At 64.7% G+C, this 23747-nt stretch carries 20 protein-coding genes; 10 read left to right on the top strand and 10 right to left on the bottom strand.

The genetic code is table 11. From position 1 onward, the window contains the following. Nucleotides 1–4: 4 nt before the first annotated feature. The 3 genes from pqqC to pqqA all read right to left on the bottom strand — a co-directional run bounded on the left by pqqC (nt 5) and on the right by pqqA (nt 1921). Nucleotides 5–784, bottom strand: coding sequence for a pyrroloquinoline-quinone synthase PqqC (pqqC, locus tag HAP40_RS31030; RefSeq protein ID WP_166814097.1), 780 nt, complete (start codon nt 782–784; stop codon nt 5–7). Beyond that, complete coding sequence (gene pqqB, locus HAP40_RS31025) at nt 781–1710, bottom strand: pyrroloquinoline quinone biosynthesis protein PqqB (RefSeq protein WP_166814099.1); 930 nt, start codon at nt 1708–1710, stop codon at nt 781–783. Before pqqB ends, pqqC begins: the two co-directional genes overlap by 4 nt. A gap of 130 nt (nt 1711–1840) precedes the next feature. Then, complete coding sequence (gene pqqA / locus HAP40_RS31020) at nt 1841–1921, bottom strand: pyrroloquinoline quinone precursor peptide PqqA (protein ID WP_007595659.1); 81 nt, start codon at nt 1919–1921, stop codon at nt 1841–1843. A 247-nt stretch (nt 1922–2168) separates the two neighbouring features. Here pqqA and HAP40_RS31015 point away from each other — a divergent pair, with 247 nt between their 5' ends. The 5 genes from HAP40_RS31015 (at nt 2169) to tarD (ending at nt 6065) form a co-directional block, all read left to right on the top strand. Beyond that, on the top strand, nt 2169–2426 hold the full coding sequence (locus tag HAP40_RS31015) for a DUF6894 family protein (protein ID WP_166814101.1): 258 nt from the start codon (nt 2169–2171) through the stop codon (nt 2424–2426). A 169-nt stretch (nt 2427–2595) separates the two neighbouring features. Continuing rightward, on the top strand, nt 2596–3996 hold the full coding sequence (locus HAP40_RS31010) for an amidase family protein (protein ID WP_166814102.1): 1401 nt from the start codon (nt 2596–2598) through the stop codon (nt 3994–3996). A 2-nt stretch (nt 3997–3998) separates the two neighbouring features. After that, nucleotides 3999–4475: a glutathione peroxidase gene (locus HAP40_RS31005; protein ID WP_166814104.1), complete on the top strand. Its 477-nt coding sequence runs from the start codon at nt 3999–4001 to the stop codon at nt 4473–4475. Nucleotides 4476–4486: 11 nt separating this feature from the next. Continuing rightward, entirely contained in the window at nt 4487–4729 is a 243-nt protein-coding gene (locus HAP40_RS31000; protein ID WP_008559805.1) for a DUF3297 family protein, read from the top strand. 166 nt (nt 4730–4895) lie between these two features. After that, on the top strand, nt 4896–6065 hold the full coding sequence (gene tarD, locus HAP40_RS30995) for a D(-)-tartrate dehydratase (RefSeq protein WP_166814106.1): 1170 nt from the start codon (nt 4896–4898) through the stop codon (nt 6063–6065). A 189-nt stretch (nt 6066–6254) separates the two neighbouring features. Here tarD and HAP40_RS30990 read toward each other — a convergent pair whose 3' ends face one another. After that, nucleotides 6255–7607 carry a malonyl-CoA decarboxylase gene (locus HAP40_RS30990; protein ID WP_166814108.1) on the bottom strand — a complete coding sequence of 451 codons (1353 nt, stop codon included), beginning with the start codon at nt 7605–7607 and terminating at the stop codon, nt 6255–6257. 291 nt (nt 7608–7898) lie between these two features. Then, nucleotides 7899–8705 carry an AraC family transcriptional regulator gene (locus HAP40_RS30985; protein WP_166814110.1) on the bottom strand — a complete coding sequence of 269 codons (807 nt, stop codon included), beginning with the start codon at nt 8703–8705 and terminating at the stop codon, nt 7899–7901. A gap of 60 nt (nt 8706–8765) precedes the next feature. Between HAP40_RS30985 and HAP40_RS30980 the strand changes: the two genes are divergently transcribed. After that, on the top strand, nt 8766–9938 hold the full coding sequence (locus HAP40_RS30980; RefSeq protein WP_166814112.1) for an MFS transporter: 1173 nt from the start codon (nt 8766–8768) through the stop codon (nt 9936–9938). A 509-nt stretch (nt 9939–10447) separates the two neighbouring features. Further along, a complete protein-coding gene (locus HAP40_RS30975) occupies nt 10448–12715 on the top strand; it encodes a cation:proton antiporter (RefSeq protein WP_166814114.1) in 2268 nt (755 codons plus the stop codon). Here the strand turns inward: HAP40_RS30975 and HAP40_RS30970 are convergent. Together HAP40_RS30970 and HAP40_RS30965 are read right to left on the bottom strand one after the other, a co-directional pair. After that, nucleotides 12712–15870, bottom strand: coding sequence for an efflux RND transporter permease subunit (locus HAP40_RS30970; protein ID WP_166814116.1), 3159 nt, complete (start codon nt 15868–15870; stop codon nt 12712–12714). The two genes, HAP40_RS30975 and HAP40_RS30970, sit on opposite strands and share 4 nt — an antisense overlap. 12 nt (nt 15871–15882) lie before the next feature. Beyond that, nucleotides 15883–17088: an efflux RND transporter periplasmic adaptor subunit gene (locus HAP40_RS30965; protein ID WP_166814118.1), complete on the bottom strand. Its 1206-nt coding sequence runs from the start codon at nt 17086–17088 to the stop codon at nt 15883–15885. Between the two features lie 233 nt (nt 17089–17321). On the opposite strand from HAP40_RS30965, the gene HAP40_RS30960 reads away from it, so the two are divergent. Further along, nucleotides 17322–18113: an ABC transporter substrate-binding protein gene (locus tag HAP40_RS30960; protein WP_166814119.1), complete on the top strand. Its 792-nt coding sequence runs from the start codon at nt 17322–17324 to the stop codon at nt 18111–18113. A gap of 76 nt (nt 18114–18189) precedes the next feature. Here HAP40_RS30960 and HAP40_RS30955 read toward each other — a convergent pair whose 3' ends face one another. From HAP40_RS30955 to HAP40_RS30945, 3 genes are all read right to left on the bottom strand, one after another. After that, nucleotides 18190–19257 (bottom strand): hypothetical protein, encoded by a 1068-nt coding sequence (locus HAP40_RS30955; RefSeq protein ID WP_166814121.1) that lies wholly within the window; start codon nt 19255–19257, stop codon nt 18190–18192. Between the two features lie 95 nt (nt 19258–19352). Then, a complete protein-coding gene (locus tag HAP40_RS30950) occupies nt 19353–20843 on the bottom strand; it encodes a flavin-containing monooxygenase (protein WP_166814123.1) in 1491 nt (496 codons plus the stop codon). 104 nt (nt 20844–20947) lie between these two features. Continuing rightward, nucleotides 20948–21397 carry a cupin domain-containing protein gene (locus HAP40_RS30945; protein ID WP_166814125.1) on the bottom strand — a complete coding sequence of 150 codons (450 nt, stop codon included), beginning with the start codon at nt 21395–21397 and terminating at the stop codon, nt 20948–20950. Nucleotides 21398–21583: 186 nt separating this feature from the next. On the opposite strand from HAP40_RS30945, the gene HAP40_RS30940 reads away from it, so the two are divergent. Both HAP40_RS30940 and HAP40_RS30935 read left to right on the top strand, forming a co-directional pair. Beyond that, nucleotides 21584–22609 carry an AraC family transcriptional regulator gene (locus HAP40_RS30940; protein ID WP_166814127.1) on the top strand — a complete coding sequence of 342 codons (1026 nt, stop codon included), beginning with the start codon at nt 21584–21586 and terminating at the stop codon, nt 22607–22609. A gap of 442 nt (nt 22610–23051) precedes the next feature. Then, the gene (locus HAP40_RS30935; RefSeq protein ID WP_166814129.1) at nt 23052–23567 is read left to right on the top strand and encodes a hypothetical protein; all 516 of its coding nucleotides are present in this window, start codon (nt 23052–23054) and stop codon (nt 23565–23567) included. Nucleotides 23568–23747: the final 180 nt, after the last annotated feature.

Genomic DNA, 23747 nt, shown 5'->3' with positions numbered 1-23747 from the left:
TTCCTCAGCTCGCTTTGGGCACGAACGCGCCCGGCGGAATGTGACCCTCGACATAGGCGTGCTGGAGCGCATCCAGCTGCACCCACAGCACGTTGGTCTTGAAGATCAGCGCGTTGCACACAAGCGCGCGCTGCTCCGGCGTTGTGGCATGCGCCTTGACATAGTCGAGCGCGAAGCCGGCATCGCGCGGCGCCTGTGCCAGGCGGCGCTTGAAGTAGCTCATGATATCAGGATTGACGAAGTCGTAATGCTCCAGCATGCCGGAGATGCGCTCTTCGTGCAGGTTCGGCGCGAACAGCTCGGTGAGCGAGGAGGCGATCGCCTCCAGCGGGCTCTTCTCGCGGCAGTAATGGACGTAGGCCTCCACCGCAAAGCGCGTCGCCGGCAGAATGCCTTCGGTCGATTCCACATAGGCCGTGTCGAGGCCGAGGCCCTCGGTCAGCTTCAGCCAGCGCTCGATGCCGCCCTCGCTGCCGATATCGCCGTCGTGATCCTCGATGCGGTGGCGCCATTCGAGGCGCGTGGCGCGGTCGCGGAAGCGCGAGATCACCACGGCGTCCTTGATCGGGATCGTGCTCTGGTAATAGTAGCGATTGAGCGCCCAGGCCTGCACCTGGCCCTTGTTCAGCTTGCCGCCATGCAGCAGCTTATGGAACGGATGCAGGCTGTGATAGCGCGTGGCGCCGATGTGGCGCAGCGTCGCCTCCAGCTCCTCGGCCGAGTTGAGCCTCAAATCCTTGCCGATCGAGAGCGCGGTCATTCCTGTCATTGACGCGGCATTCACAGCACGATCTCCGTTCCATCCGCAGGTATCTGCCAGCCCGCCGCCTCAGCGGCCTTGCGCTCGGTCGAGCCGGGCAGCAGCGCCGGATTCGAGTTATTGATATGCAGAAATATCTTCGTGTCGATATCGAGATCGGCCAGCCGCGCGATCGCGCCATCCTGACCGGACATCGCGACATGGCCCATGCTCTTGCCGGTCTTGTGGGCGAGCCCGGCCTTGATCATCTCGTCGTCCTGCCAGACCGTGCCGTCGAAGAACACCAGCGCCGCGCCGTCGATCTCGGCCTTGAGCGCATCGGTGACCTCGGCGCAGGCGGCGATGAAGAAGAAGCAGTTGCCGGTCGATTTGTCGGTGACCTTGAGGCCCAGCGTATCGCCGTCGCCGGTCGCGCCGCCGGGATGCGCCTTGCCTTCCAGATACCAGGCCGACTTGCCCGGCACCGCGAACGGCAGCACCTCGATCCCCGAGCGCGCGCCATCCGGCAGTCGCGGCTCGAACGGCTCGCCGATCTCGGTCGGCTGACGCCGCACGTTTGTCTCGTTCAGCACGTTGAAGATGCTGTTGCTCTTGAGGATCGCCAGCACCTTCTCATGCGCATAGACCGTGAAAGGCGAGCCTTCGCGCATCGACAAGAGGCCCGCGACCGCGTCCACTTCGCCGTTGGTCAGGATCACGCCGGCAATGGGCGTATGGCGCAGCGCGCCTGCCTTCGGATGCAGCTGCGGCGTGGCGTTCAATTGCTGGCGCAAATCGGGGGAGGCGTTGATCAGGAACCAATGCTCGCCGTCGCCGCTGAAGGCAACCGACGCCTGGGTTCGTTGAAGGTCATGGCCGCTGGCACGGGCCGCTCGGCAGCCCTCGCAGCCGCAATTCCATTGCGGCACTCCGCCGCCGGCTGCGGCGCCCAGGACGACGACGCGAAGCATGATCCGTCTCCTGGAGGGAACGCTGCGAGGTGGATCTCGGGCCGACAGCGACGCCGACAAAGATCATGTCTTCCGGCAATGCATTGTGACCGAAAGATCCACCTGCGCTAGAACGCAGATCGCCCGCCGCTTACTTGCGGGTGGCGCTCACATACATGTTGATTTCCATGCCACAGGGCACTTCGACGATCTTCGGGGCTTTCCAGGCCATTTGGCTCTCCATTTTCGCGAATTCGGACGTATCCGCCCGTCCGTTAAATTAATGCGGGCGGAGAACTTCGCCAGTGAAATTTTCCCGAGAACGGCATGTTGCGCCGCGAAAATGTTGCTGGAACTGTGCTTCACAGGACGCTGCCTTGCGCATGGCGCATTCGGTCGCGAACCCTGTCCTGATAAAGCAGTTGTGAGTGCAGTGCAGCTTTCTATCCGGTACAGCGACCCAAACTGGATCTCTCCTGATGCCCAGATATTTCTTCAACACCCGCATCGGCGACGAACTGATCGTGGATCCCGACGGCGAGGATCTGCGCAATCCCGACCGCGCCTGGGAGGTCGCCCGCCAGATGATCCTTGAGGTGGTGAAGTCCGAGGGCACCCAGCCGGCGCTGCTCGAGGCCGTCATCGAGGTCACCGACGTCGAGGGCGAGATCGTGCTGGAGTTCCCCTTCACGGAGGCGCTGCTGGACATGCCGGACCAGTCCGCGACAAGGCATTAGGGGGGCCACCGCTCCCTCCACCCGTCATTGCGAGGAGATGCGACGAAGCAATCCAGACTGCTTCCGCAGAGAGGCTCTGGATTGCTTCGCTTCGGGCGTTTCCCTGCGAAATCCGCATGGCTTTGCCGCGTCCCCGGCGTTAAAAGACGCCGATCATACGGAGCAAGCCATGCAAGACCTCTGGCGCCTGTCGGCCGCCGACCTCGCCACCCTCGTCAAATCCAGAAAGGTGTCCGCCAGGGAAGCCGCCAAGGCCGGTCTTGCCCGCCTGGACGCCGTCAATCCCCAGCTGAACGCGGTGATTGACCACCGCCCGGACGACGTCCTCAAGCAGGCCGATGCCGTCGATGCCGCCATCGCGCGGGGCGAGGACCCCGGCGTGCTGGCCGGCGTACCGGTCACCATCAAGGCCAATGTCGACCAGGAGGGCTTTGCCACCACCAATGGCCTGAAGCTCCAGCGCGACGTCATCGCGCGTGAGGACAATCCGGTCGTCGCCAATTTCCGCAAAGCCGGCGCCATTCTCCTCGGCCGCACCAATTGCCCGGCCTTCTCCTATCGCTGGTTCACCACCAATCTGATCCACGGCGACACCAAGAACCCCAGGGATGCCTCGCTGACGCCGGGCGGCTCGTCGGGCGGCGCCGGCTCGGCGGTCGCGGCCGGCATCGGCCACATCGCCCACGGCACCGATATCGCCGGCTCGGTCCGCTATCCCGCCTATGCCTGCGGCGTGCATGGCCTGCGCCCGACCTTGGGACGCATCCCTGCCTTTAATCCGGCGCTGCCGGAGCGTCCGATCGGGCCGCAGATCATGGCCGTCTCGGGCCCGCTGGCGCGCACCGTCAACGACCTGCGCATCTCGCTCGCGGCCATGTCGGCCCGCGACATCCGCGATCCCTGGTTCGTGCCGGTGCCGCTGGAAGGCCCGGCGCGGCCCAAGCGCGCCGCGCTCTGCCTCAACCCGGGCGGCCTTGCCACCACGCCGGAGGTGAAGGCGGCGGTGAGCGATGCCGGCAAGCGGCTGGAGCGCGCCGGCTGGACCGTCGACGTCATCGCGGACACGCCGCCGATGCGCGAGGCGGTCGACTGGCAGATCAAGCTCTGGCTCGGCGATGGCTATGAGGCGCAGCTCGAGGCGGCCGAGCGCGAGGGCGATCCCGGCGCGCTGGCTTGCCTCCGCGGCAACCGCGGCAGGGTCACGCCGATGGACCAGGCGAATTATGCGAAGGCGCTGACCCGGAGAGCCACGCTCACCCGCGAGTGGATGCTGTTCTTCGAGACATATGCGGTGCTGCTGACGCCGGTCTCCGGCGAGCTGCCGTTCCCTGATCATCTCGACCGCAAGGACGACGAATCCTTCAAGCGCGTCTGGGAAGCGCAGCTGCCGCAGATCGCCATTCCCTTCATGGGGCTGCCGGGCCTGGTTGTCTCCACCGGTCTCGTCGGCAAGGCGCCAGTCGGCGTGCACGTGGTCTCCGGCCGCTATCGCGAGGATCTGTGCCTGCTCGCGGGCGAAGCGATCGAGGCCGGCGGCGTGCCGCCGTCGCCGATCGATCCCGTGGGCTAGCGATGGCCGCCATCTACGACTTCAAGGCCAACTCGCTTGCCGGCGAGGAGGTCGCCATGCGCCGGTTCGAAGGACAGGTGCTGCTGATCGTCAACACCGCCAGCAAATGCGGCTTCACGCCGCAATATCGCGGTCTCGAGGATCTCTATCGCGATCTCTCGCCGCGCGGCTTCTCGGTGCTCGGCTTTCCCTGCAATCAGTTCGGCGCGCAGGAGCCGGGGCAGGCGGGCGAGATCCAGGCTTTCTGCTCGACCCATTACGACGTCACCTTCCCGTTGTTCGAGAAGATCGACGTCAACGGCGCCAACGCGCATCCATTGTACGAGTACCTGAAACGGCAGCAATCCGGGCTCCTCGGTGCCTCCATCAAATGGAATTTCACCAAATTCCTGGTGGACCGTACCGGCAAGGTGGTCGCGCGCTACGCGCCGACCGCGCGGCCCGAAGGATTGCGCAATCAAATCGAAACACTGTTGTGAGCGAGACAATCATGAGCGACGAATTTCCCGACCGCCTGTCGGTCGATCCGAACAGCCCCTATTACAACGCGGACATCCTTTCGCGCGACGTCGGCATCCGCTTCAAGGGCATCGAGAAGACCAATGTCGAGGAGTACTGCATCAGCGAAGGCTGGGTCCGCGTCACCGCCGGCAACGCCAAGGACCGCCACGGCAACCCGCTGACCATCAAGGTTCATGGCCCGGTCGAGCCATATTTCCGGGATAAGAAATAGCTTGACCTGAGCGCGCGCCGCTCTCTCCTCGTCAGGTGTGCACTCTCTCTTTCCTCGTCATTGCGAGCGAAGCGAAGCAATCCAGAATCTCTCCGCAGCGCCAGTCTGGATTGCTTCGTCGCTTCGCTCCTCGCAATGACGACAACAACCACCAAAGGCCACGCCCATGTCCGTCCGCATCGTCGACGTCCGCGAGATCACCAAGCCCATCTCGTCCCCGATCCGTAACGCCTATATCGACTTCACCAAGATGACGACGAGCCTCGTCGCCGTCGTTACCGACGTGGTGCGCGACGGCAAGCGCGTCGTCGGCTACGGCTTCAACTCCAACGGCCGCTACGGGCAGGGCGGCCTGATCCGCGAGCGCTTTGCCTCGCGTATCACGGAAGCCGATCCGAAGTCCCTGCTGAATGCTGCCGGCGACAATCTCGACCCCGACAAGGTCTGGGCCGCGATGATGACCAACGAGAAGCCGGGCGGTCATGGCGAGCGCTCGGTCGCGGTCGGCACCATCGACATGGCGGTGTGGGACGCGGTGGCGAAGATCGCCGGCAAGCCGCTGTTTCGCTTGCTCGCCGAGCGTCACGGCGTCACCGCCAATCCGCGCGTCTTCGTCTACGCCGCCGGCGGCTATTACTATCCCGGCAAGGATCTCTCGATGCTGCGCGGCGAGATGCGCGGCTATCTCGACCGCGGCTACAACGTCGTCAAGATGAAGATTGGCGGCGCGTCGATCGAGGAAGACCGCACCCGTATCGAGGCGGTGCTGAAGGAGATCGGCAAGGACGCGCAGCTTGCCGTCGACGCCAACGGCCGCTTCAATCTCGAGACCGGCATCGCCTACGCAAAAATGCTGCGGGACTATCCGCTGTTCTGGTACGAGGAGGTCGGCGATCCCCTCGATTACGCGCTGCAGGCCGCGCTCGCCGAGTTCTATCCGGGCCCGATGGCGACAGGCGAGAACCTGTTCAGCCACCAGGACGCCCGCAATTTGATCCGCTACGGCGGCATGCGCCCCGACCGCGACTGGCTGCAATTCGACTGCGCGCTGTCCTATGGCCTCTGCGAGTACCAGCGCACGCTTCAGGTGCTGAAGACCTATGGCTGGTCCCCCAGCCGCTGCATTCCCCATGGCGGCCACCAGATGTCGCTCAACATCGCGGCCGGCCTCGGCTTGGGCGGCAATGAAAGCTATCCCGACCTGTTCCAGCCCTATGGCGGCTTCCCCGACGGCGTGCGCGTCGAGAACGGCCACATCACCATGCCGGACCTTCCAGGCATCGGCTTCGAAGGCAAGTCCGACCTCTACAAGGAAATGAAGGCGCTGGCGGAGTAGGGCGACGAGCGATTGGAGCGCGACGGTTGCGCCAACAACGGTGTCGTCCCCGCGAAGGCGGGGACCCATAACCCCAGGGAGGAGTCGTGGCGCGAACCGGAAGCTCCGAGTCCCCGTAACCACGACTTACTGTGGTGATGGGGCCCGGATCTTCGCTTCGCTTATCCGGGACGACGGCTGAGTGTGTCGCTACGACAACCGCATGTCCAGTAGCCGCCGTCCTTCGCCCTTCAACAGCTTCTTCACCGCGCTCGATGCCACCACCTCGCCGTCATTGGCGTAGGCCTCGTGGTTCTTCTCGATGTCGTCGAGGCGGTAGAGGTAGTTGACCATCACGCCGGCGGATTCGCGCACGCCCTTCGGCGAGAGATCGCCGAGCCAATTGATGCGCTCCAGCCGCGCGCCGTTGCCGAGATGGAAGCGGGCGACGGAGTCGATCAGCTTGCCCTTCGGCGTGCGCGCCTTGAGGAAATAGTGCGCCGCCAGTGGCTCGATCACGCCGCGCAGCAGTGCGGTCGTCTCGGGGCTCTCGAACCATTTGGGATCGTCGAGGCGCTTCAGCGTTTCGCGGTCCTCGTCCGACAGCGGCAGATCCTTGTCCTGCTTCACCCATGCCATGAAACCCGGCACCGGCGACAGCGTCACGAAGGTGTCGAGCTTCGGCGTCTCGCGGCGCAGCTCTTCCACCACCTGCTTGATCAGGAAGCTGCCGAAAGAGATGCCCCCGAGGCCCCGCTGGGTGTTGGAGATCGAATAGAACACGGCGGTGCGTGCGCGTTCGATCGGCAGATGCTGGCGATCGACCGCGAGCAGCGGCGCGATCGCGCCGGGGATCGTCTCTGTCAGCGCCACCTCGACGAAGATCAGGGGCTCATCGACCATCGCCGGGTGGAAGAAGGCGTAGCAGCGGCGGTCGACCGGATCGATGCGGCGACGCAGATCGTCCCAGTCGGAAATCTCGTGCACGGCCTCGTAACGGATGATCTTTTCGAGGATGTTGGCCGGGGTCGACCAGTCGATCCTGCGCAGCACGAGAAACCCCCTGTTGAACCACGACGAGAGAAGATGCGAGACGTCGCGATCGAGCGCGGCGAGATCGGTGTGCCCGTTCAGCATGCCGAGCAGGTCGGCCCGCATGCTGACGAGATCGCCGGTGCCGCCGGGCGCGCGGTTGAGACGGCGAATCAGCTCCTGCCGCCGCGGCTCTGAAGCGAAATGCAGCGAGCTGGCGTCCTCGTCGGTCGGCCTGGCGCGCCATTTCTCGATTGCCCTGGACAGCCGTTCCCGATCGGGGCCGAAATCGCGCACCAGTCCTTCGAAGAAAGCGCGGCGTCCCGCCGCATCCAGCTCTCGGTAGATGTCGAGCACCTCACGCGCCATCGCGGTGCCGGAGGCTTCGCCCCGGCCCGACAGCAGCGCATCGCAGAGCGCGATCAGCCCGTCGGCATCCCGTCTTGTGTCGGCGGAATCACTGCGGCGAAGCAGCGTGCGGCCGCGCTCGGAGATGGTGGCGAGCAGGTCGGAGAAGAAGGCATTGGCCATCTGGGCTTTCGATTCCGGTTGTGCGGTGCGGGAAGCTTACATGGGATTTAGGCGGAAGCCGATCACAATCAAGCAGGGGAATGCGGCATCTTTAGTCGGGCCGTGCGTTTCGAGAATGCCGGCATGCGGGCCGGCGGCATTTGGAGAACGATGGGGGATTCCTCACCCGCCGTCATTGCGGGCCAACGGGTCCGCGCGAAGCGCGGCCCGATGACAGGCTCCGCGAAGCAGCGTCCCTCCGCCGAAGCAATCTGGATTGCTTCGGCTCAACGGCTCCTCGCAATGAGGAGGCTAGGGTTGCACCTTCCCGGCAAACTCCGTCGGCGTGCGCCCCGTCACCTGCCGGAACGCCGCCGAAAACGCCGGCACGCTGGCATAGCCGAGCGATGTCGCGAGCTGCTTCACCGACACGCCGGCATCCGTGGACAGCCGCTGGATCGCCGCTGCGATGCGCGCGCGCTGGCACCAGCTCTTGAAGCTCAGCTGGGTCTCGGTCGAGAACAGCCGCGACAATGTCCGCGCGGAGGTTCCGACCTCGCGCGCCAGCGTGTCGATGTCGTGCAGGCCGGTGGGATCGTCGAGGACGATCATCGCGGCGCGGCGGCAGCGGACCTCGCGCGGCAGCGGCACGAAGGTCGCGGAATCCTCGGCCTGGTGCAATTCCAGCATCACGAGTCGAACCAGAAGCTCGGTCCGCTCCTCGGTATTGCGCGCGTCGAACAGCGCCAGGATCGCCTGGTGCAGCAGCGGCGACACCCGTACCACGAACTCCTTGGTCAATCCCTCATAGCGCTGTTCGCGCTTCAGCCAGGGCAGGTCGAAATACAGCGTCCGCATCTCGATGTCGGCAAGAAGGTCAATCGCATGCTCGAGCCCGGCGGGTACCCAGACCGCGCGGTCCGGCGGCACCAGCCAGCGCCCCCCGGGCGTCGTCACCTGCATCGTGCCCTTCGCCGCATAGATCAGCTGCGATTCGCGGTGCAAATGCGGATCGATCCGCATGCCCTTGGGGTAGTCGCGCGCGACCAGGTGCACGCCCGCGGTCGAGCGGTGGTTTCCCAGGACCTCCCGGAGGATTGGCGTTTCGACGACAGTCATTGGCAGCATCCCGTCATGGCCTCGACATATAACTCATTTCAGAGCAGGAGAGGATTCCGTATGAACAGCCCCAGCCGGGTCATCAGTTTCGTCAATGCCGGCCATTTCATCGACCATTATTCGATGCTGATCTTTGCCGCCGCCGTCATCATCATGGGGCCGGCGCTCGGCATGGCCTATTCGGAGCTCCTGCCCTATGCGACGCCGGGCTTCGTCGCCTTCGGCGCGGGCTCGCTGCTCACCGGCTGGCTCGGGGATCGCTGGAGCCGCCGCCACATGATGCTGATCTTCTTCGTCGGCATCGGCGCCTCCATGATCTCGGTCGGATTCGTGCAGACCCCGGCGCAGCTCGGCGCGGCGCTGCTCGCGATCGGCATTTTCGCCTCGATCTACCATCCCGTCGGCACCGCGATGATCGTGTCCTATGCCGACAGGCTCGGCCGCGAGATGGGCATCAACGGCGTCTGGGGCAATCTCGGCGTCGCTTCGTCCGCGCTCGTCACCGGCGTGATCGGCCAATATCTCGGCTGGCGCTTCGCCTTCATCGTCCCCGGCATCGTCACCATCCTGATCGGCGTCGCCTTTGCGATGATGGTCGTGCATGAGGACCGCAAGGGCTCGAAGCAGGCGGCGGCGCAGGCGCGCGTCGCCAAGCAGGACATGTGGCGCGTGGTGCTGTCGCTGCTGATCGTCGTGATCGCGATCTCGACCACCTTCAACGCCGTCACCGTCGCGCTGCCAAAGCTGTTCGCGGAGCGGCTCGCGGACCTGACCAAGAGCCCCGCGTTGTTAGGGGTCATCGCCGCCGGCGTCTACGTGTTCGGCGCGATGACGCAGTACACGATCGGACGGCTGCTCGACCGCTATTCGCTGAAGACCGTGGCGCTGCCGCTGTCCTTCATGCTGGCGCCTTTCCTCTATCTCGCCGCGAGCCTGAATAATCTGCCGTTGATCCTGGTCTCGATCGGCATCGTCATGGGCGCGTTCGGGCAGGTCACGGTGAACGACGCCATGGTCGGCAAATACACCAGCGAGGAATGGCGCTCGCGCGCCTATGCGGTGCGCTATTTCATCGGCTTCACCGCCGCCGGCGCCTCGGTCGGCCTGGTCGCCTGGCTCTACGAGCAGGGCGGCTTCGTCACCATGCTGCACGCCTTCGCCGCGCTCTGCCTGCTCGCCATCGCCGCCGCGATCATCCTGCCGCGCGAGATCCGGACGCCGGCTGCGGCGTGAGGGGCCTGCTCTCGTGTCCCGGACAAGCTGCAACGCGCGAGCGCTGCGGCGCAGAGCCGGGACCCAGAGGTCACCAATTCCGTCGAGACATGGGCCCCGGCTCAGCAGCGCACCGTCGAAGAGACGCTGCGCTGCGTCCGGGGCACGAGAGCGGAGCGAGGCGCGCAACTTTCTCCTTCGTCATTGCGAGGAGCCCTTGCGACGAAGCAATCCAGACTGCCTCGGTAGAGGGATTCTGGATTGCTTCGCTGCGCTCGCAATGACGGTGAACAACGGCATCATGCCATTCTGCCAGTGTTTTGCCCGACGGAGCAAGTCGTTTCGGGAAGACCGAAATTTATCGAGCGTTTTCAACGCCATCTCTACTGTGCATGGGGTTGTTTTCGCACTTTTTGTTGTTGCCCCCCGATCCCGCCGCGCGCGGCAGGAACTCCGTCCGCCTCCCGCGGGTTCTATCCCCGATCGTCCCGGTGCCTCGCCCGGGCGTATGAAGGGGAAATGACACCTGCATGCAATGGAGCCTGCTCCGACCGGTCGGCCTTGTCCCCGCGGCGCTTGTCCTCACCACCATTGCGGCCAGTGCCGAAGCGGGCAAGGCGGCGGGCCCGTCCGAGTTCCTTCTGGTGGCGCAGATCGTCTTGCTGATCGCGGTCGGCCGCGGCCTCGGCGAGATCATGATGCGCATCGGCCAGCCGTCGGTGATCGGCGAATTGCTCGCCGGCATCATCCTGGGACCGTCATTGTTCGGCTGGATCTGGCCCGAGGCTCAGCACGCGATCTTTCCCAGGACGCCCGAGCAGAAGGCGATGATCGACGGCATCGCCCAGATCGGCATCCTGCTGCTGCTGTTGCTGACCGGCATGGAGACCGACCTCAAGCTGGTCCGGAAGGTCGGCAGGGCCGCGATCGCGATCTCGATCGCGGGCATCCTCGTGCCCTTCGCCTGCGGCTTCGCACTCGGCGAGTTCCTGCCCGATGCGCTGCTGCCCAATCCGCAGGAGCGCCTGGTAGCCTCCCTGTTCATGGGCACGGCGCTGTCGATCTCCTCGGTCAAGATTGTCGCGGTCGTCGTGCGCGAGATGAATTTCATGCGCCGCAATGTCGGGCAGATCATCGTCGCGACCGCGGTCATCGACGATACCATCGGCTGGATCATCATCGCGGTCATTTTCAGCCTGGCGTCGCACGGCACGCTGGATATCGCCTCGGTCGCGAAGGCGGTGCTGGGGACGCTCGCCTTCCTCGCGGTCAGCTTCACCATCGGCCGCCGCCTGGTGTTCCAGCTGATCCGCTGGGCCAACGACAATCTTGTCAGCGCGGCGGCGGTCATCACGGTGATCCTGCTGTTGATGAGTGTCATGGCGATGATCACCCATCTGATCGGCGTCCATACCGTGCTCGGGGCTTTCGTCGCCGGCATCCTCGTCGGGGAATCGCCGATCCTGACGCGGCAGATCGACGAGCGCCTGCGCGGGCTGATCTCAAGCTTCTTCATGCCGGTGTTCTTCGGCCTCGCCGGGCTCAGCGCCGACCTCTCGGTGCTTCGCGATCCCAACCTCCTGATGCTCACCGGCCTCCTCGTCGTGATCGCCAGTGTCGGCAAGTTCGGCGGCGCCTTCGTCGGCGGCTCCGTGGGCGGGCTGAGTGGCAGGGAATCGCTGGCGCTTGCCAGCGGCATGAACGCGCGCGGCTCGACCGAGGTGATCATCGCGACCATCGGCCTGTCGATCGGCGTGCTCAGCCAGAACCTGTTCACGATGATCGTGACGATGGCGATCGTGACCACGATGGCGATGCCGCCGATGCTGCGCGCGGCGCTGGCAAAGCTGCCGATGAGCGAGGAGGAGAAGGAGCGGCTGGAGCGCGAGGAATTCGAGAAGCGCGGCTTCGTCGCCAATCTCGAACGTCCCTTGCTCGCCGTGGACGAGAGCGTCAACGCCACCTTTGCCGCGCACGTCGCCGGCCTGATCGCCGGCATGCGCGGTCTGCCGATCACGGTGTTGCATATCGGTGAGCGCGCCAAGGAGCAGGACAAGGATCGCGACGAGGAGGAGAGCCACGAAGCCGTGGTGAAGAAGGCAGCCGAAACCGTCTCCGCCAACAGCGACGGGGATGCCGGCAACGTCGATGTCGTCACCCGCACCAGGCGCGCCGAGCTCGGCGAGACCATTGCCGACGAAGCGCGCAAGGGCTTCGATCTCCTGGTCGTCGGCATCGGCAAGGTCGCTGCCGCCAAGGACCGTTTCGATCGCAGGATCGAGGATATCGCCGCCAGGTTCGAGGGGCCGCTCGCGATCGTGGCTGCCAAGGGCAAGCACCTGAAGCAGCCGGTGCCCGATGCGCTCAACATCCTCGTTCCAGTGTCCGGCAGCGGCGTCTCCAAGCGGGGCGCCGAGGTCGCGGTGGCGCTGGCGCAGGCCGGCTCAGGCTCGCTTCGGGTGATCTATGTGGCGACGACGCGCGACAAGGGCGCACAGCGCGGCACGTCGCGCGGATCGAGCCAGGAGTCAGGCATCCTCAAGGACACCAGCGATCTCGCCGCCCGCTACGACGTCGACATCACCACGACGCTGCGCGTGAACCGCGCGCCGGAAGCGGCGATCCTGCGCGAGATCGACGCCACCGACATCGACCTCGTGGTCATGGGCGTGGACCGGATCCAGGCCGACCATCTCTCCTTCGGCGGCGTCGCCGATGCGGTGCTGAGGCAGTCGAAGGTCTCGGTGGTCCTGGTCGCGAGTGGCGAGGCGCGCCGGGCGCCGGCCGAGCAGGGTTAAGGCTTCACCTCCGCCACCGGCTTCGCCTTCGGTGCCTTCTTCGACGCGCGCCAGTTCTCGAAGCGCTGCACCACCACGAAGAAGGCCGGCACGAACAGCACTGCGAGGCAGGTCGAGGCCAGCATGCCCGAGAACACGGTGATGCCGATCGACTTGCGCGCGCTGGCGCCGGCGCCGGTCGCCAGCACCAGCGGCACCACGCCGAGGATGAAGGCGAACGAGGTCATCAGGATCGGGCGGAAGCGGGCGCGCGCCGCTTCGATGGCGGATTCGATGATCGGCTTGCCGTCGCGGCCGTGCAGCTCGAGCCCGACCTCGACGATCAGGATCGCGTTCTTGGCCGACAGCGCGATGAGCAGGATCAAGCCGATCTGGCAATAGAGGTTGTTGTCGATCTTGAGGGCGCTGAGGATCAGCATCGGCCCGAGCAGCGACAGCGGCACCGCGAGGATCACGGAGATCGGCGCGTACCAGCTCTCATATTGGCCGGCGAGCACGAGATAGACCAGCAGCATGGCGAGGCCGAACACCCAGTAGATCTGGTTCGAGACGGCCTTCTCCTGGTACGACATCGCGGTCCATTCGTAGCCTGTGCCCGGCGGCAGCGTCTTGTCTCCGATCTCCTCCATCAGCTTCAGCGATTGACCTGACGAATAACCCTGCGCCGGCAGTCCGACGATGGTGGAGGAGGGATAGAGATTGTAGAGACTGATCAGCGACGGGCCGGTGGCCGGCGTGATCGTGGCGACGGTGCCGATCGGGATCATGTCGCCGTTCGAGTTGCGCACCTGCATGTTGGCGATGTCGCGCTCGGTGACGCGGAAGGCCGGGTCGGCCTGCGTGTAGACCTGGAACACGCGGCCGAACTTGTTGAACTGGTTGACGTAGGACGAGCCGAGATAGGTCGACAGCGCCGCGAACACCTGATCGGTCGTCACGTGCAGCGTCTGGGTCTTGATGCGGTCGATCTCGACGTTGTACTGCGGTACCGAGGAGCGGAACGAGGATGAAACGCGCTGCAGCGCGCTCTGGCTCTCGGCGTTGCTGACCATCGCGCCGGTGATGGCCTGAAGCTTGGCGAAATCGCTGTTGCCGTCGCGCAGTTCGACCTGCATCGAGAAACCGGCGGCGTTGCCGATGCCCTGGATCGGCGGTGGCGGCAGCACCAGCGTGCGCGCCTCCATGATGGTTGCGAGCTTGTCGTTCAGCCCAAAGACCAGCGAGCGAAGATCCTCGCCGGGCCCTTTGCGCGCGTCCCAGTCCTTCAGGATGATGTAGGCGACGCCGGCATTGGCGAGGCTGGCGCTGTTGTCGAGTGCGGAGATGCCGGCGATGGTAATGACCTGCGCCACGCCGGGCGTGTCCTTGATCAGCCCGCTCGCTTTGTCGAGCACGGCTTGCGTCCGCTCCAGTGCGGCGCCGTCGGGCAGCTGCACGGCGGCGATCAGATAGCCCTGATCCTCGATCGGCAGGAAGCCGGTCGGCACCCGCGACAGGCCGTAGCCGCTGGCTCCGATGACCAGCAGCGCGAACGCGACCGAGACGGTGGCGTGCTTCACGAGGAAGGTGATCAGCCTCGTGTAGCCGCGCTCGACGCGGTTATAGACCGCGTTGAAGCCTCTGTAGAAGAAATTGCGCTGCTCCGGCGGCACCGTCGGCCGCAGCCAGAGCGCGCACTGCGTCGGCTTCAAGGTGGCCGCGTTGATGGCGGACAAGAGCGCAGTCGCGGCGATGACGAGGGCGAATTGCGAATAGATGCGTCCGGTTAGCCCTGCGAGGAAAGAGGCCGGCAGGAACACCGAGATCAGCACCAGGGTGATGCCGACGATCGGCGCGAACAGCTGGTCCATCGCCCTGATCGCGGCGTCGTGGCCATTCATGCCCTGCTCGATGTTGTGGGCGGCACCTTCGACCACGACGATGGCGTCGTCGACCACGATGCCGATCGCGAGCACGATCGCAAACAGCGTCGACATGTTGATGGTGAAGCCGAGCGCCGCCATGGCGGCGAACGCGCCGATGATCGTGACCGGCACGGTCGTGGCGGGCACCAGCATTGCGCGCCAGTCCTGCAGGAACACCAGGATCACGACCAGCACCAGCAGGCCGGCCTCGATCAGCGTCATGTAGACCTCGTGCACCGAGGCCTCGACGAACTTGGTGGTGTCGAACGGCGTGTCGTATTTGATGCCTTCGGGGAAGCGCTTGGCGAGCTCCACCATCTTCTTCTCGACGGCCTGTTCGACCTGGAGCGCGTTGGCGCCCGGCGACTGGAACACACCGATGCCGACGGCGGGCTGCTTGTTGAGCGAGAAGATCTGGCTGTAGGTTTGCGCGCCGAGTTCGACCCAGCCGACGTCGCGTACCCGCGTGACGTCGCCGCTGGTGCCTGTCTTGACGATGATGTTCTCGAACTGGGTGGTGTCGTCGAGCCGTCCGTTGACGTTGAGCGTGTATTGGAACGCCTGACCCGGCGGCGTCGGCGGCGCGCCGACCTGGCCGGCGGAGACCTGCTGGCTCTGCTGCTGGATTGCGTTGATGACGTCCTGCGGCACCAGGCCACGAACCTGCAGCTTGTTGGGGTCGAGCCACACCCGCATCGAATACTGGCCGGCACCGAACACCGTGACGTTGCCGACGCCGGGCAGGCGCGAGAGCTCGTCGCGGATGTTGATGGTGGCGTAGTTGCTCAAATAGAGACTGTCGAACCGGGAGTCCGGCGAGGTCAGCGTCACGAACAGCAGGATCGAGGTCGACCGCTTCTGCACGGTCACGCCCTGGTTCTGCACCGAGGTCGGCAGTTGCGAGAGCGCGCTGGAGACGCGGTTCTGCACCAGCACCTGTGCGAAGTTGAGGTCGGTGCCGATCTTGAAGGTCACGGTCAGCGTGTAGGTGCCGTCGGAGGCGCTGTAGGACTGCATGTAGAGCATGTCCTCGACGCCGTTGACCTGCTGCTCGATCGGCAAGGCGACCGTGTCGATCACGGTCTTGGCGCTGGCGCCCGGATAGCGCGTGGTGACCTGCACCGTCGGCGGCACCACGTCGGGATATTGCGCGATCGCTAGGTTGAACAGCGCGACGCCGCCGATCAGGATCATCAAGAGCGCGATGACGTTCGAGAGGACCGGCCGCTCGATGAAGAACTTTGAGATCATGGCGTCCGCTCCTTACTTGGCAGACGCCTGGGGCTGTTCGATCTTCGTCACCTGCGGATCGATCTTCTGGCCCGGGATCACGCGCAAGAGTCCCGCGATCACCACCCGATCGTCCGGCTTCAGCCCGCTTTCGATCACGCGCAGGCCGTTGTCGGTCGGTCCGACCTGCACCTTGCGCTGCTCGACGACATTGTCGCTATTGGCGACGAGGAGATAGCGGCCGCCCTGGTCGCTGCCGAGCGCAGTGTCGGGGACGAGCAGGGCGTTCTTGTCCTGGTCGAACGGCACCCGTACCCGGACGAAATAGCCGGGCAGCAGCACGCGCTTGTCGTTGGGCAGGACGCCGCGCACCGCGAGCGTACCTGTCGATGTATTGATGGTCGGCGAGACGTAGTCGAGATGGCCTTCATGCGGATAGCCGGTCTCGGTCTGGAGGCCCACCTGGACCGGCAATTGCTTGAGGTCGGCGACGGTCAGCCCGCGGCGGGCCGCTTCAGCGCGGATGCGCAGGACGTCCTGCTCGTTGACCGTGAAGTTCACCCAGATCGGGTTCAGCGCGACGATGGTTGCGAGCTGGGTCGGGGAGGAGACGCCGACGAGTTCCCCGATCGAGACGAGGTGCGCGCTTACAATGCCGTCAAACGGCGCGCTGACCTTGGTGTAGCCGTAATTGACCTCGGCGAGCCTGGTATTGACCTGGGCCTGCTGGAGACTGGCCTGGGCGTTGTCGCGGTTCGACGTCGAGGTGTCGAGGGTGGACTGCGAGACCGCCTGGCGCTGCACGAGCTCGGCCTGCCGCTTGAAATCGGCTTCGGCCTGCTTGAGCGTGGCCTGCGCGCCGACCTCGGCGGCCTGTGCCTGCTCGAGCTTGAGCTTGTAGGTCTCCGGCTCGATCAGGAAAAGCTGGGTGCCTTGCTTGACGAAGCTTCCGTCCTGGTAGTCGATCGATTGCAGGAAACCCTGCACGCGCGCCACGAGATCGACGCTCTTGACCGGCGCGGTGTTGCCGGTCGCCTCGACGTAGCGCGTCACTGCGCGCTGGATCGGCGTTGCCACGTCCACCTTGGGCGGCGGCGGAGCCACGAACGTGTTCTTGTCCTCGCAGCCGGCGAGCGCGATTACGGCGGCTGTCGTCGCCAGGCCTCGTGCCAGGGCCCGTCCGGCATGTCTCCACGCTTCGTTACGTCGTGCGAGAGATGCGGGATTCGCGCGCGTCATTCGGTGGCCCCCGGTTGCTGTCCTTCGGTGCGGCAGGCTATCAACAAATGTCCGGTCGTGGAACACCATAGCCATGGCAGTCAGAGGGCTTGCACTGCAAACGGCGGCGTGCCCTTTGACGGATTTGTCATGCCAGATGGCTTTCCATCGAGCGCGCGATCGACCAGAATTGTGTCAAAGGCCGTGTGATCGAAGCGATGCGTCAGAAGAAGAAAAGGTGAGGAGAGCATGACATGCCAACGCCATTCCGGTCGGTTCTCGCCGGCCTCGTTCTCGCCGCGGCGGTCGCCATGCCCGCGCTAGCCGATGGCCTGAAAGACGAGATCGCGCCGACCGGCAAGCTGAGGGTCGCGATCGCAATCAGCCCCGCGGGCGGTGCGTTCTGGTCGACCAAGACCGAGACCGGCTATGCCGGTGTCCCCGTCGATCTCGGCGAGGAAATGGCCGCGCAGCTCGGCGTACCCGTTGAATACATCGTGCACCAGAATTCCGGGCAGATCACCGACGCGGCGTCGAAAGGGACTTGGGACGTCACCTGGCTTCCGAGGGATCCCGAGCGCGAGACCAAGATGCTGTTCGGCCCGATCTACGAGGTCGCCGATGCCACCTACATCGTCAAGCCCGGGTCGAGCATCACCAATTTCGCCACGCTCGACCAGCCCGGTATCAAGGTCGCGGCCGTCAACGCCACCACCACCATGCGCGGTGCCATCGCACATCTGAAGAATGCGAAAGTGACCGGCTATCAGACATACGATGAAATCTTCGGCCTGCTGAAGAGCGGTGAGATCGACGCCTTCGCGCTATCACGCGATCAGCTCAACAAGATGGCGCAGAAAATTCCAGGGACGCGCGTGCTGAACGAGACCTTCAAGAAGACGGTGACCGCCGTCGCCGTGCCGCTCGGTCACAGCCAGGCATCGGCGTTCGTCACAAAATTCATGACGGACGCTACGACCAACGGCTTGCTGCGCAAGGCCTATGACAATAATGGCTTGAAGGACTCGCCGATCCGGACGGAGTAGGGCAGGGAACGCAGGGGTTGCGACAAGCCGGGGGACCGAGAGCCTACGACGTCCGGTAGACGTCGCGACCGGCGTCTCAGCGCGTCCTGATCTCCGCATATTTCGCCATCGCTTTCTCGAACTTCCGGTTGAACAGCCACATCGCGGCAAGGATCTCCCGGAAGCTTGCCGAGGTCCGCGCGCGGTCGGCCTGTCCGAAGGCGAAGATGCTGTTGTTGCGCAGGTGCTTCATGATGGTGGGGTTGGACACCCTGTAGTTCAGGAGATCGCCCGATCTGAGCGCAGACCTGGTCGGGGTCGGAACGATCTGGATCAACTCGAACAGCTTCATCTGGTCGATCGGGTCGGGCAGCGTCTTCACGATTCCCGGGATCTCCCGGAAAATGTCTGCGTGCGCGTTCATCAGGCCGTTACGGACATTGGTCCAGTGGTTGAAGCGGTGATCGGTGCCGCGGGCCCGCGCCTCTTCCTTGTCGTCGCGCGCGCTCAGTTCGGGATCGATCGCTGCGATATCGCCCTTGATCTTCTCCCATTTCCTGCGGCCGTTGCGGTCTTCGGAGGGGCCGGTCTGGAAGCTGCCCATGTAAGTATTCGAGCGCGCATTGCGGACGTTCTGCTTGCCGTTGGTTTCCGCAAAGTACAGCCCGAGGCTGATGCGTCCTGCAATTTCGGCGTGATCCGGTGCCAGCCCCTTGGCGCGTGCAATCGCAATGGCAAGATCGACGACGTCCTTGAACGGCGTCGGCGATTTCTGCGCACCGGCGGGTGGCGCCTCCATGATCTCGAACAGCGCCGCGTATTCGTCGATCAGCGGCTCGATGGCGGCATCGAAATAGGCCGGCGGAATTTCGAACTTGTTGGGCTTTCCAATTCGGGAAGGAACGGCGTCTGTGAGATCCTTGTAGGAGCTGATGACGGCAACGCGCGCCAGGTACAGCGCTTGCCCCGGCAGGTTCGGCAGGGGCTCTTTCGCATCGATCTGGCGCCGTCGCTCGGCCAGGATGGATTTGAAATCGGTGAGCGCGCGATCATAGGCGGCGAGCGCCGCTGCTTGCTGGGGGGTAAGCTCGCGTTGCTGCCCGACGGCGGGTGTGGTGACAAGGAAGGCGAGCACCGCTGCGGCGGCAAGACGTCTCAATCCCATGGCCGGTTCCTGTCGATTCGGTGGCCCGGGAGATCGTAAACATCGGAGGCACAGGCTGGCGAGACGCAAATCCCGCTCAGCCGCGAATCTTCGCCTCACGCCGCCCGGTAATCCGGCGCCGTGGCCAGGAACTTCGCATAGGCATCCGCATCCGGCGGCGAGAAGCGCCCGGCAAGCCCGCCGCGCTTCTGGTTCTTCGCGCCGATGTCGGCCATCAGCTCGTCGAAATGGCGGTAGTGGTAGGGGGCAACGCACAGGCCGCCATAGACGCCCGCAGCCGGCCGTTCGACGCGCTTGAAGTGCAGCATCATCTCGATGTTGTCGCGCATCTGTTGCGCCGTCGGCTGATTGGCGAGCTGGCCGTCGGCATAGCGCACCAGCCAGTTCGCGGCGAGATCGGCGCAGAGCACGGTGCAGAACGACGAATTGAAGCCGACAAAGCCGAGCTCGGGCAGATCGGGATTGGCGATCAGGCGATAGAGCCGGTACTGCCCGTCGGCATCCACCAGTTTCTGCTGGTAAGCCGCGGGCAGGAACGGCACGCCGAGCTTGTAGCCGATCGCGAGCACGGCGAGGTCGGCGCCGATGCGCTCGCCGCCGCTCATCACGATGCCGTCGCCTTCATAATGGTCGAACGTGCCGAACACGGCCTTGATGCGGCCGTCGGCGACCATCGGATAGAAGCCCGGCGTTGCGATCGGCACCGAGCAGTTGACGCCGTCCTCGATCCGCTCTTTCGGCACCATGTTGCAGCGGCCAAGCTTGAGCTGCGTCTTGAGCAGGCTCTCCAGGCCGCGCCAGTTCGCCCAGACCAGTGGCGCGGCGAGGCGATGGGCGAGCCGCGCCATCGTCCCGATGCCCCAGCCCGGAAACATCTCTTCCTGCGCGCGGATGTAGAGGATGCGCTTGAAGTTCACGAGCCCGCCGATGAAATAGGGAATGCGCCAGACCGGCTCGCGCATCACGATCGTCACCTCGCGCGCGCCCGCCTTGACCGCGTTCACGGCGATGTCGGTCGCGGATTTCGATCCGCCGAGCACGACGACGCGGCGTCCCTTTGCCAGGGCGGCGTCATTGTATTTCGACGAATGCAGGATCTGGCCGCCCTGGGCCACAAAGCCTTCTTCGCCCGGGCAATGCAGCTCGCGCGGCTCGTTGAACTGGCCGGTGCAGACCGCCACGAAATCGAAGTCCTCGTTCGTGGTCGCGCCGTCCTTTCCCTTCAGCGCGAGCGTCCAGCCGGGCCTGCCGTCGGTGCGCCGCGCCATGCCGGAGACTGCCGTGTCGAGGCGCAGCATGCGGTCGAGACCGAAGCCCCTGGCGTAGTCGGCGAGATAGGCATGGACCTGCGGCCCGGTCGGCCATTCCGGATAGGCATCCGGCATGGCGCGGTCGGTGTAGCGGTAAAGCTCCTTCGGGCTCTGCGTCTGCACGTCAGGATAGGAGCGCGCCGGCTCCCAGACGCCGCCGAGATCGCCGCTGCGCTCGACGATGGTGACGCGGTGGCCGCGGGCGGAGAACGCCCTTGCGGCGGCAAGGCCGGAGACGCCGGCGCCGATCACGCAGACATGCTTGGGACTGACCATGGGATGGCTCGCAATCAATGTGTTTCGTACGCAAGCAACCGCGATCGGCCACAAGGCGGCCGCCGGAGCTGCCAGCAGATGAAGGTGGACGAGGAGACGGTCGCTTACTCGTTGGCCTCGGGCGGCAGGAAATCGACCTCATGCAGCGCCGAGATGCGCACGACCTCGGCGGGGTCGGTCAGATTGTGGAGCTGGTTGAACAGCGCCTCCAGCTTCTGCATCGGCGAGACCCAGAACAGCGCGCGGCACGGCTTGTCGGACTTGTTGAAATAGCCGTGCGGAATGCCGCGCGGCATGCGCACGAGATCGCCGGCATGGGCCTTGACCCATTTGCCGTCGAGCTTGAGATCGAGCGTGCCCTCCTGCACCAGGATGAACTCGTCCTGGGTTGGGTGGATATGCACCGGCACGAACTGGCCGGGATCGCTGTTAGTCTCGAACGCGAAGGTGGAATCGGTGACGGCCTTGGGGAAATAGACCTGGCCCAGGATGTTCCAGCTCTTGCCGCCATAGCCCGTGCCGTTTGCGGTAATGCCCTTTTCGAGTGCAGTCATGCTCGCCTCCTCTGGATTCCGGCGGGGATGGAGCATCGGCCCGTAACGGGCCGCCTGTCTATCCGCTAAACGAATCCGCACCCCGCTGTTGCCCTGCAGCACGATGATTTTGCAGCTGCGGCCCTTTCCGGCCCCCCGGAACTATTATAGGCTTAAAGCAATTCCGGGCGCGAAGCATGGTCGACGATGTCCGCAGCCGAGCTGGAAATGAGCGCAAGCGCGTCCGCAGCCGAACGGCTTGCGGACTTCGCCCGCGTCACCACGGATGATGTCGACGATGCGGCCGAGCAGATCGGGCGCATCTTCTGCCCGCATGATCTGAAGCCGGCACAGGCGCGCGCAGCCGGCTTTTCCGCCCGGCACAATTGCGCGGCGTTCGACGGTTTTTCCGTCAACTACGTCGCCTATGGCGGATCGGTCAGCATCGATCCCGGCTGTCTCGATCGCTTCTTCCTGGTGCAGATCCCGCTCACCGGCACCGCCCGCATTCGTGCGGGGGCCTGCGAGCTCGATGTCGCGCCGGACCGGACCGCGTCGCTGCTGTCGCCGACGATCCCCACCCGGATGATGTGGAGCGATTGTGCACAGGCGATCCTGCTGCTCGATCGCCGCATGGTCGAGCAGCGCGCCGCGGCGCTGTCGGGCAGGGCGGCCGGGGTGGTCGAGTTCGATCCGGAGATCGACCTGGATGCGCCCTCCGGGCGGGCCTTGCGGACGAGCCTTGCCGGGTTGATGACGCTGGCCGAACGGCTCGGACCTTCCGGCCGGCTGTCGCCGGTCGCGATGGCCGATTGGCGCGAGGTCTTGCTCGATCACCTCCTCAACGGCCAACGCCACGGCCTGTCGGATGCAATTCAAACGTTCTCCGGCCGCGCCGAGCGTCTGCCGCGTGCGCTCCGCGCGGCGCGGGATTACCTGGCCGACAATGCCGACGAGCCGCTCGACCTCGTTCAGCTCGCCTGCGCATCCGGCATCGGCATCCGTGCGCTGCAACTTGGCTTCCGCCGTCACTTTGGCCTGTCGATCTCGCAGATGCTGCTCGACATGCGCCTCGCCGGACTGAATGCCCGCCTCGCGCAGGCCGCGCCCGACGCCTCCATCACGGAGATCGCATTCGATCTCGGCTTCACCCATCTCGGCCGCATGGCCGGTGCCTATCGCGCAAAATTTGGTGAAACGCCTTCGGCGACGCTGCGGCGCAGGATGAGTTGACGCGGAAAACCTTCTTCCGCCGCTGCGTCACCATCCGGGGGCAGATCCTGGATAGCCTGGCCACGTGGTGCAGGTGTGAGGCGAGGAGTGATCGGCCTGACTGCGAGCTTCGCGCGTCCTCCGGAAATCGTGACCGGATGCAGTGTCGGGAAAAAGCGGTATGTGAACCGCTTCATACTCGATCACTTTCTTTCTGAACTACCACTGCCGCAAGAAATTGCCGCACCCGGATCTAACTGACGAACGCGGGTGAGATGCAATGCCTGCGCAGCCGCGTGCTCGCAGCTTTGGATTGGCTCCTCGCCTTGCTGACGAGCAAAGCCAGTCCCATCACTCAGCACAGCTTTTTCAGAAATTGGAATCAAGGGCATCGAGAAACGCGTCCTGGCAGCTCTATTCGGGAGCGGCCGGTCGGCTGCTACTTACTCAGAAGGAGCCCCCAATGAAGATAAGCAGCGCAATTTCCAACACCTTTTCCTTAGCAAGGCGCGTCGGCAGTGTTCGGATCGCCCGTTCCAGTCTGATCAAGTCGGCCCATATCCTTGAAAGAATTGGGCTGGCGGCCGTTGGGGCCTCCTGCGGCCTCTATGTGGGTGCGACCCTGCTGCGTCAGAAAGGCGGGCTGTTTGAAAGCGGCTGGATCGTGCTGATAACAATGGTCTATGGAGCTCTGAGCTATTATGTCGGTATTGATTTGTCCGGCAAAGTCGCACGGAATTCGTCATCGAGCATTTCGGAAGAATGGAACGGCTCCGAGCCGGCTGAGATCATGAGTGCGGCCGGAACGTTCGGCGCGGCGATTGCGGCTACTCTGTCCGTCAGCATCCTTGTCCTTGATCAAAATCTGCCCAACGGCCTGATAGGCTTTGTTGCCGGCTGCTGGGTGGTGGGTTCTTCGCTTCAAGTTGCGGCGGGCACGATGGCTCGCAGCCAAGATGCACCCACGAACGAGCAATGAAGGAAGCACGCTCACGGAAAATCGTCTGCTTGCACGTACGTGAGCACAGGCCGCCGTGCTGGTTCGGCTTCGGGTCTGGAGTGAGCAGTGACAGTCTCATCGCAACCTCAGCCGTCCAACGCTGCGCGTCTGCGATGTTTGGTGGTGCAGTCGTTCGCATCGATCAGTGTCCTGGCACGA

Source organism: Bradyrhizobium sp. 1(2017), from assembly GCF_011602485.2.
In the GTDB taxonomy this organism is placed as follows: Bacteria; Pseudomonadota; Alphaproteobacteria; order Rhizobiales; family Xanthobacteraceae; genus Bradyrhizobium.
This window is presented reverse-complemented; position numbering and strand designations above follow the sequence as displayed.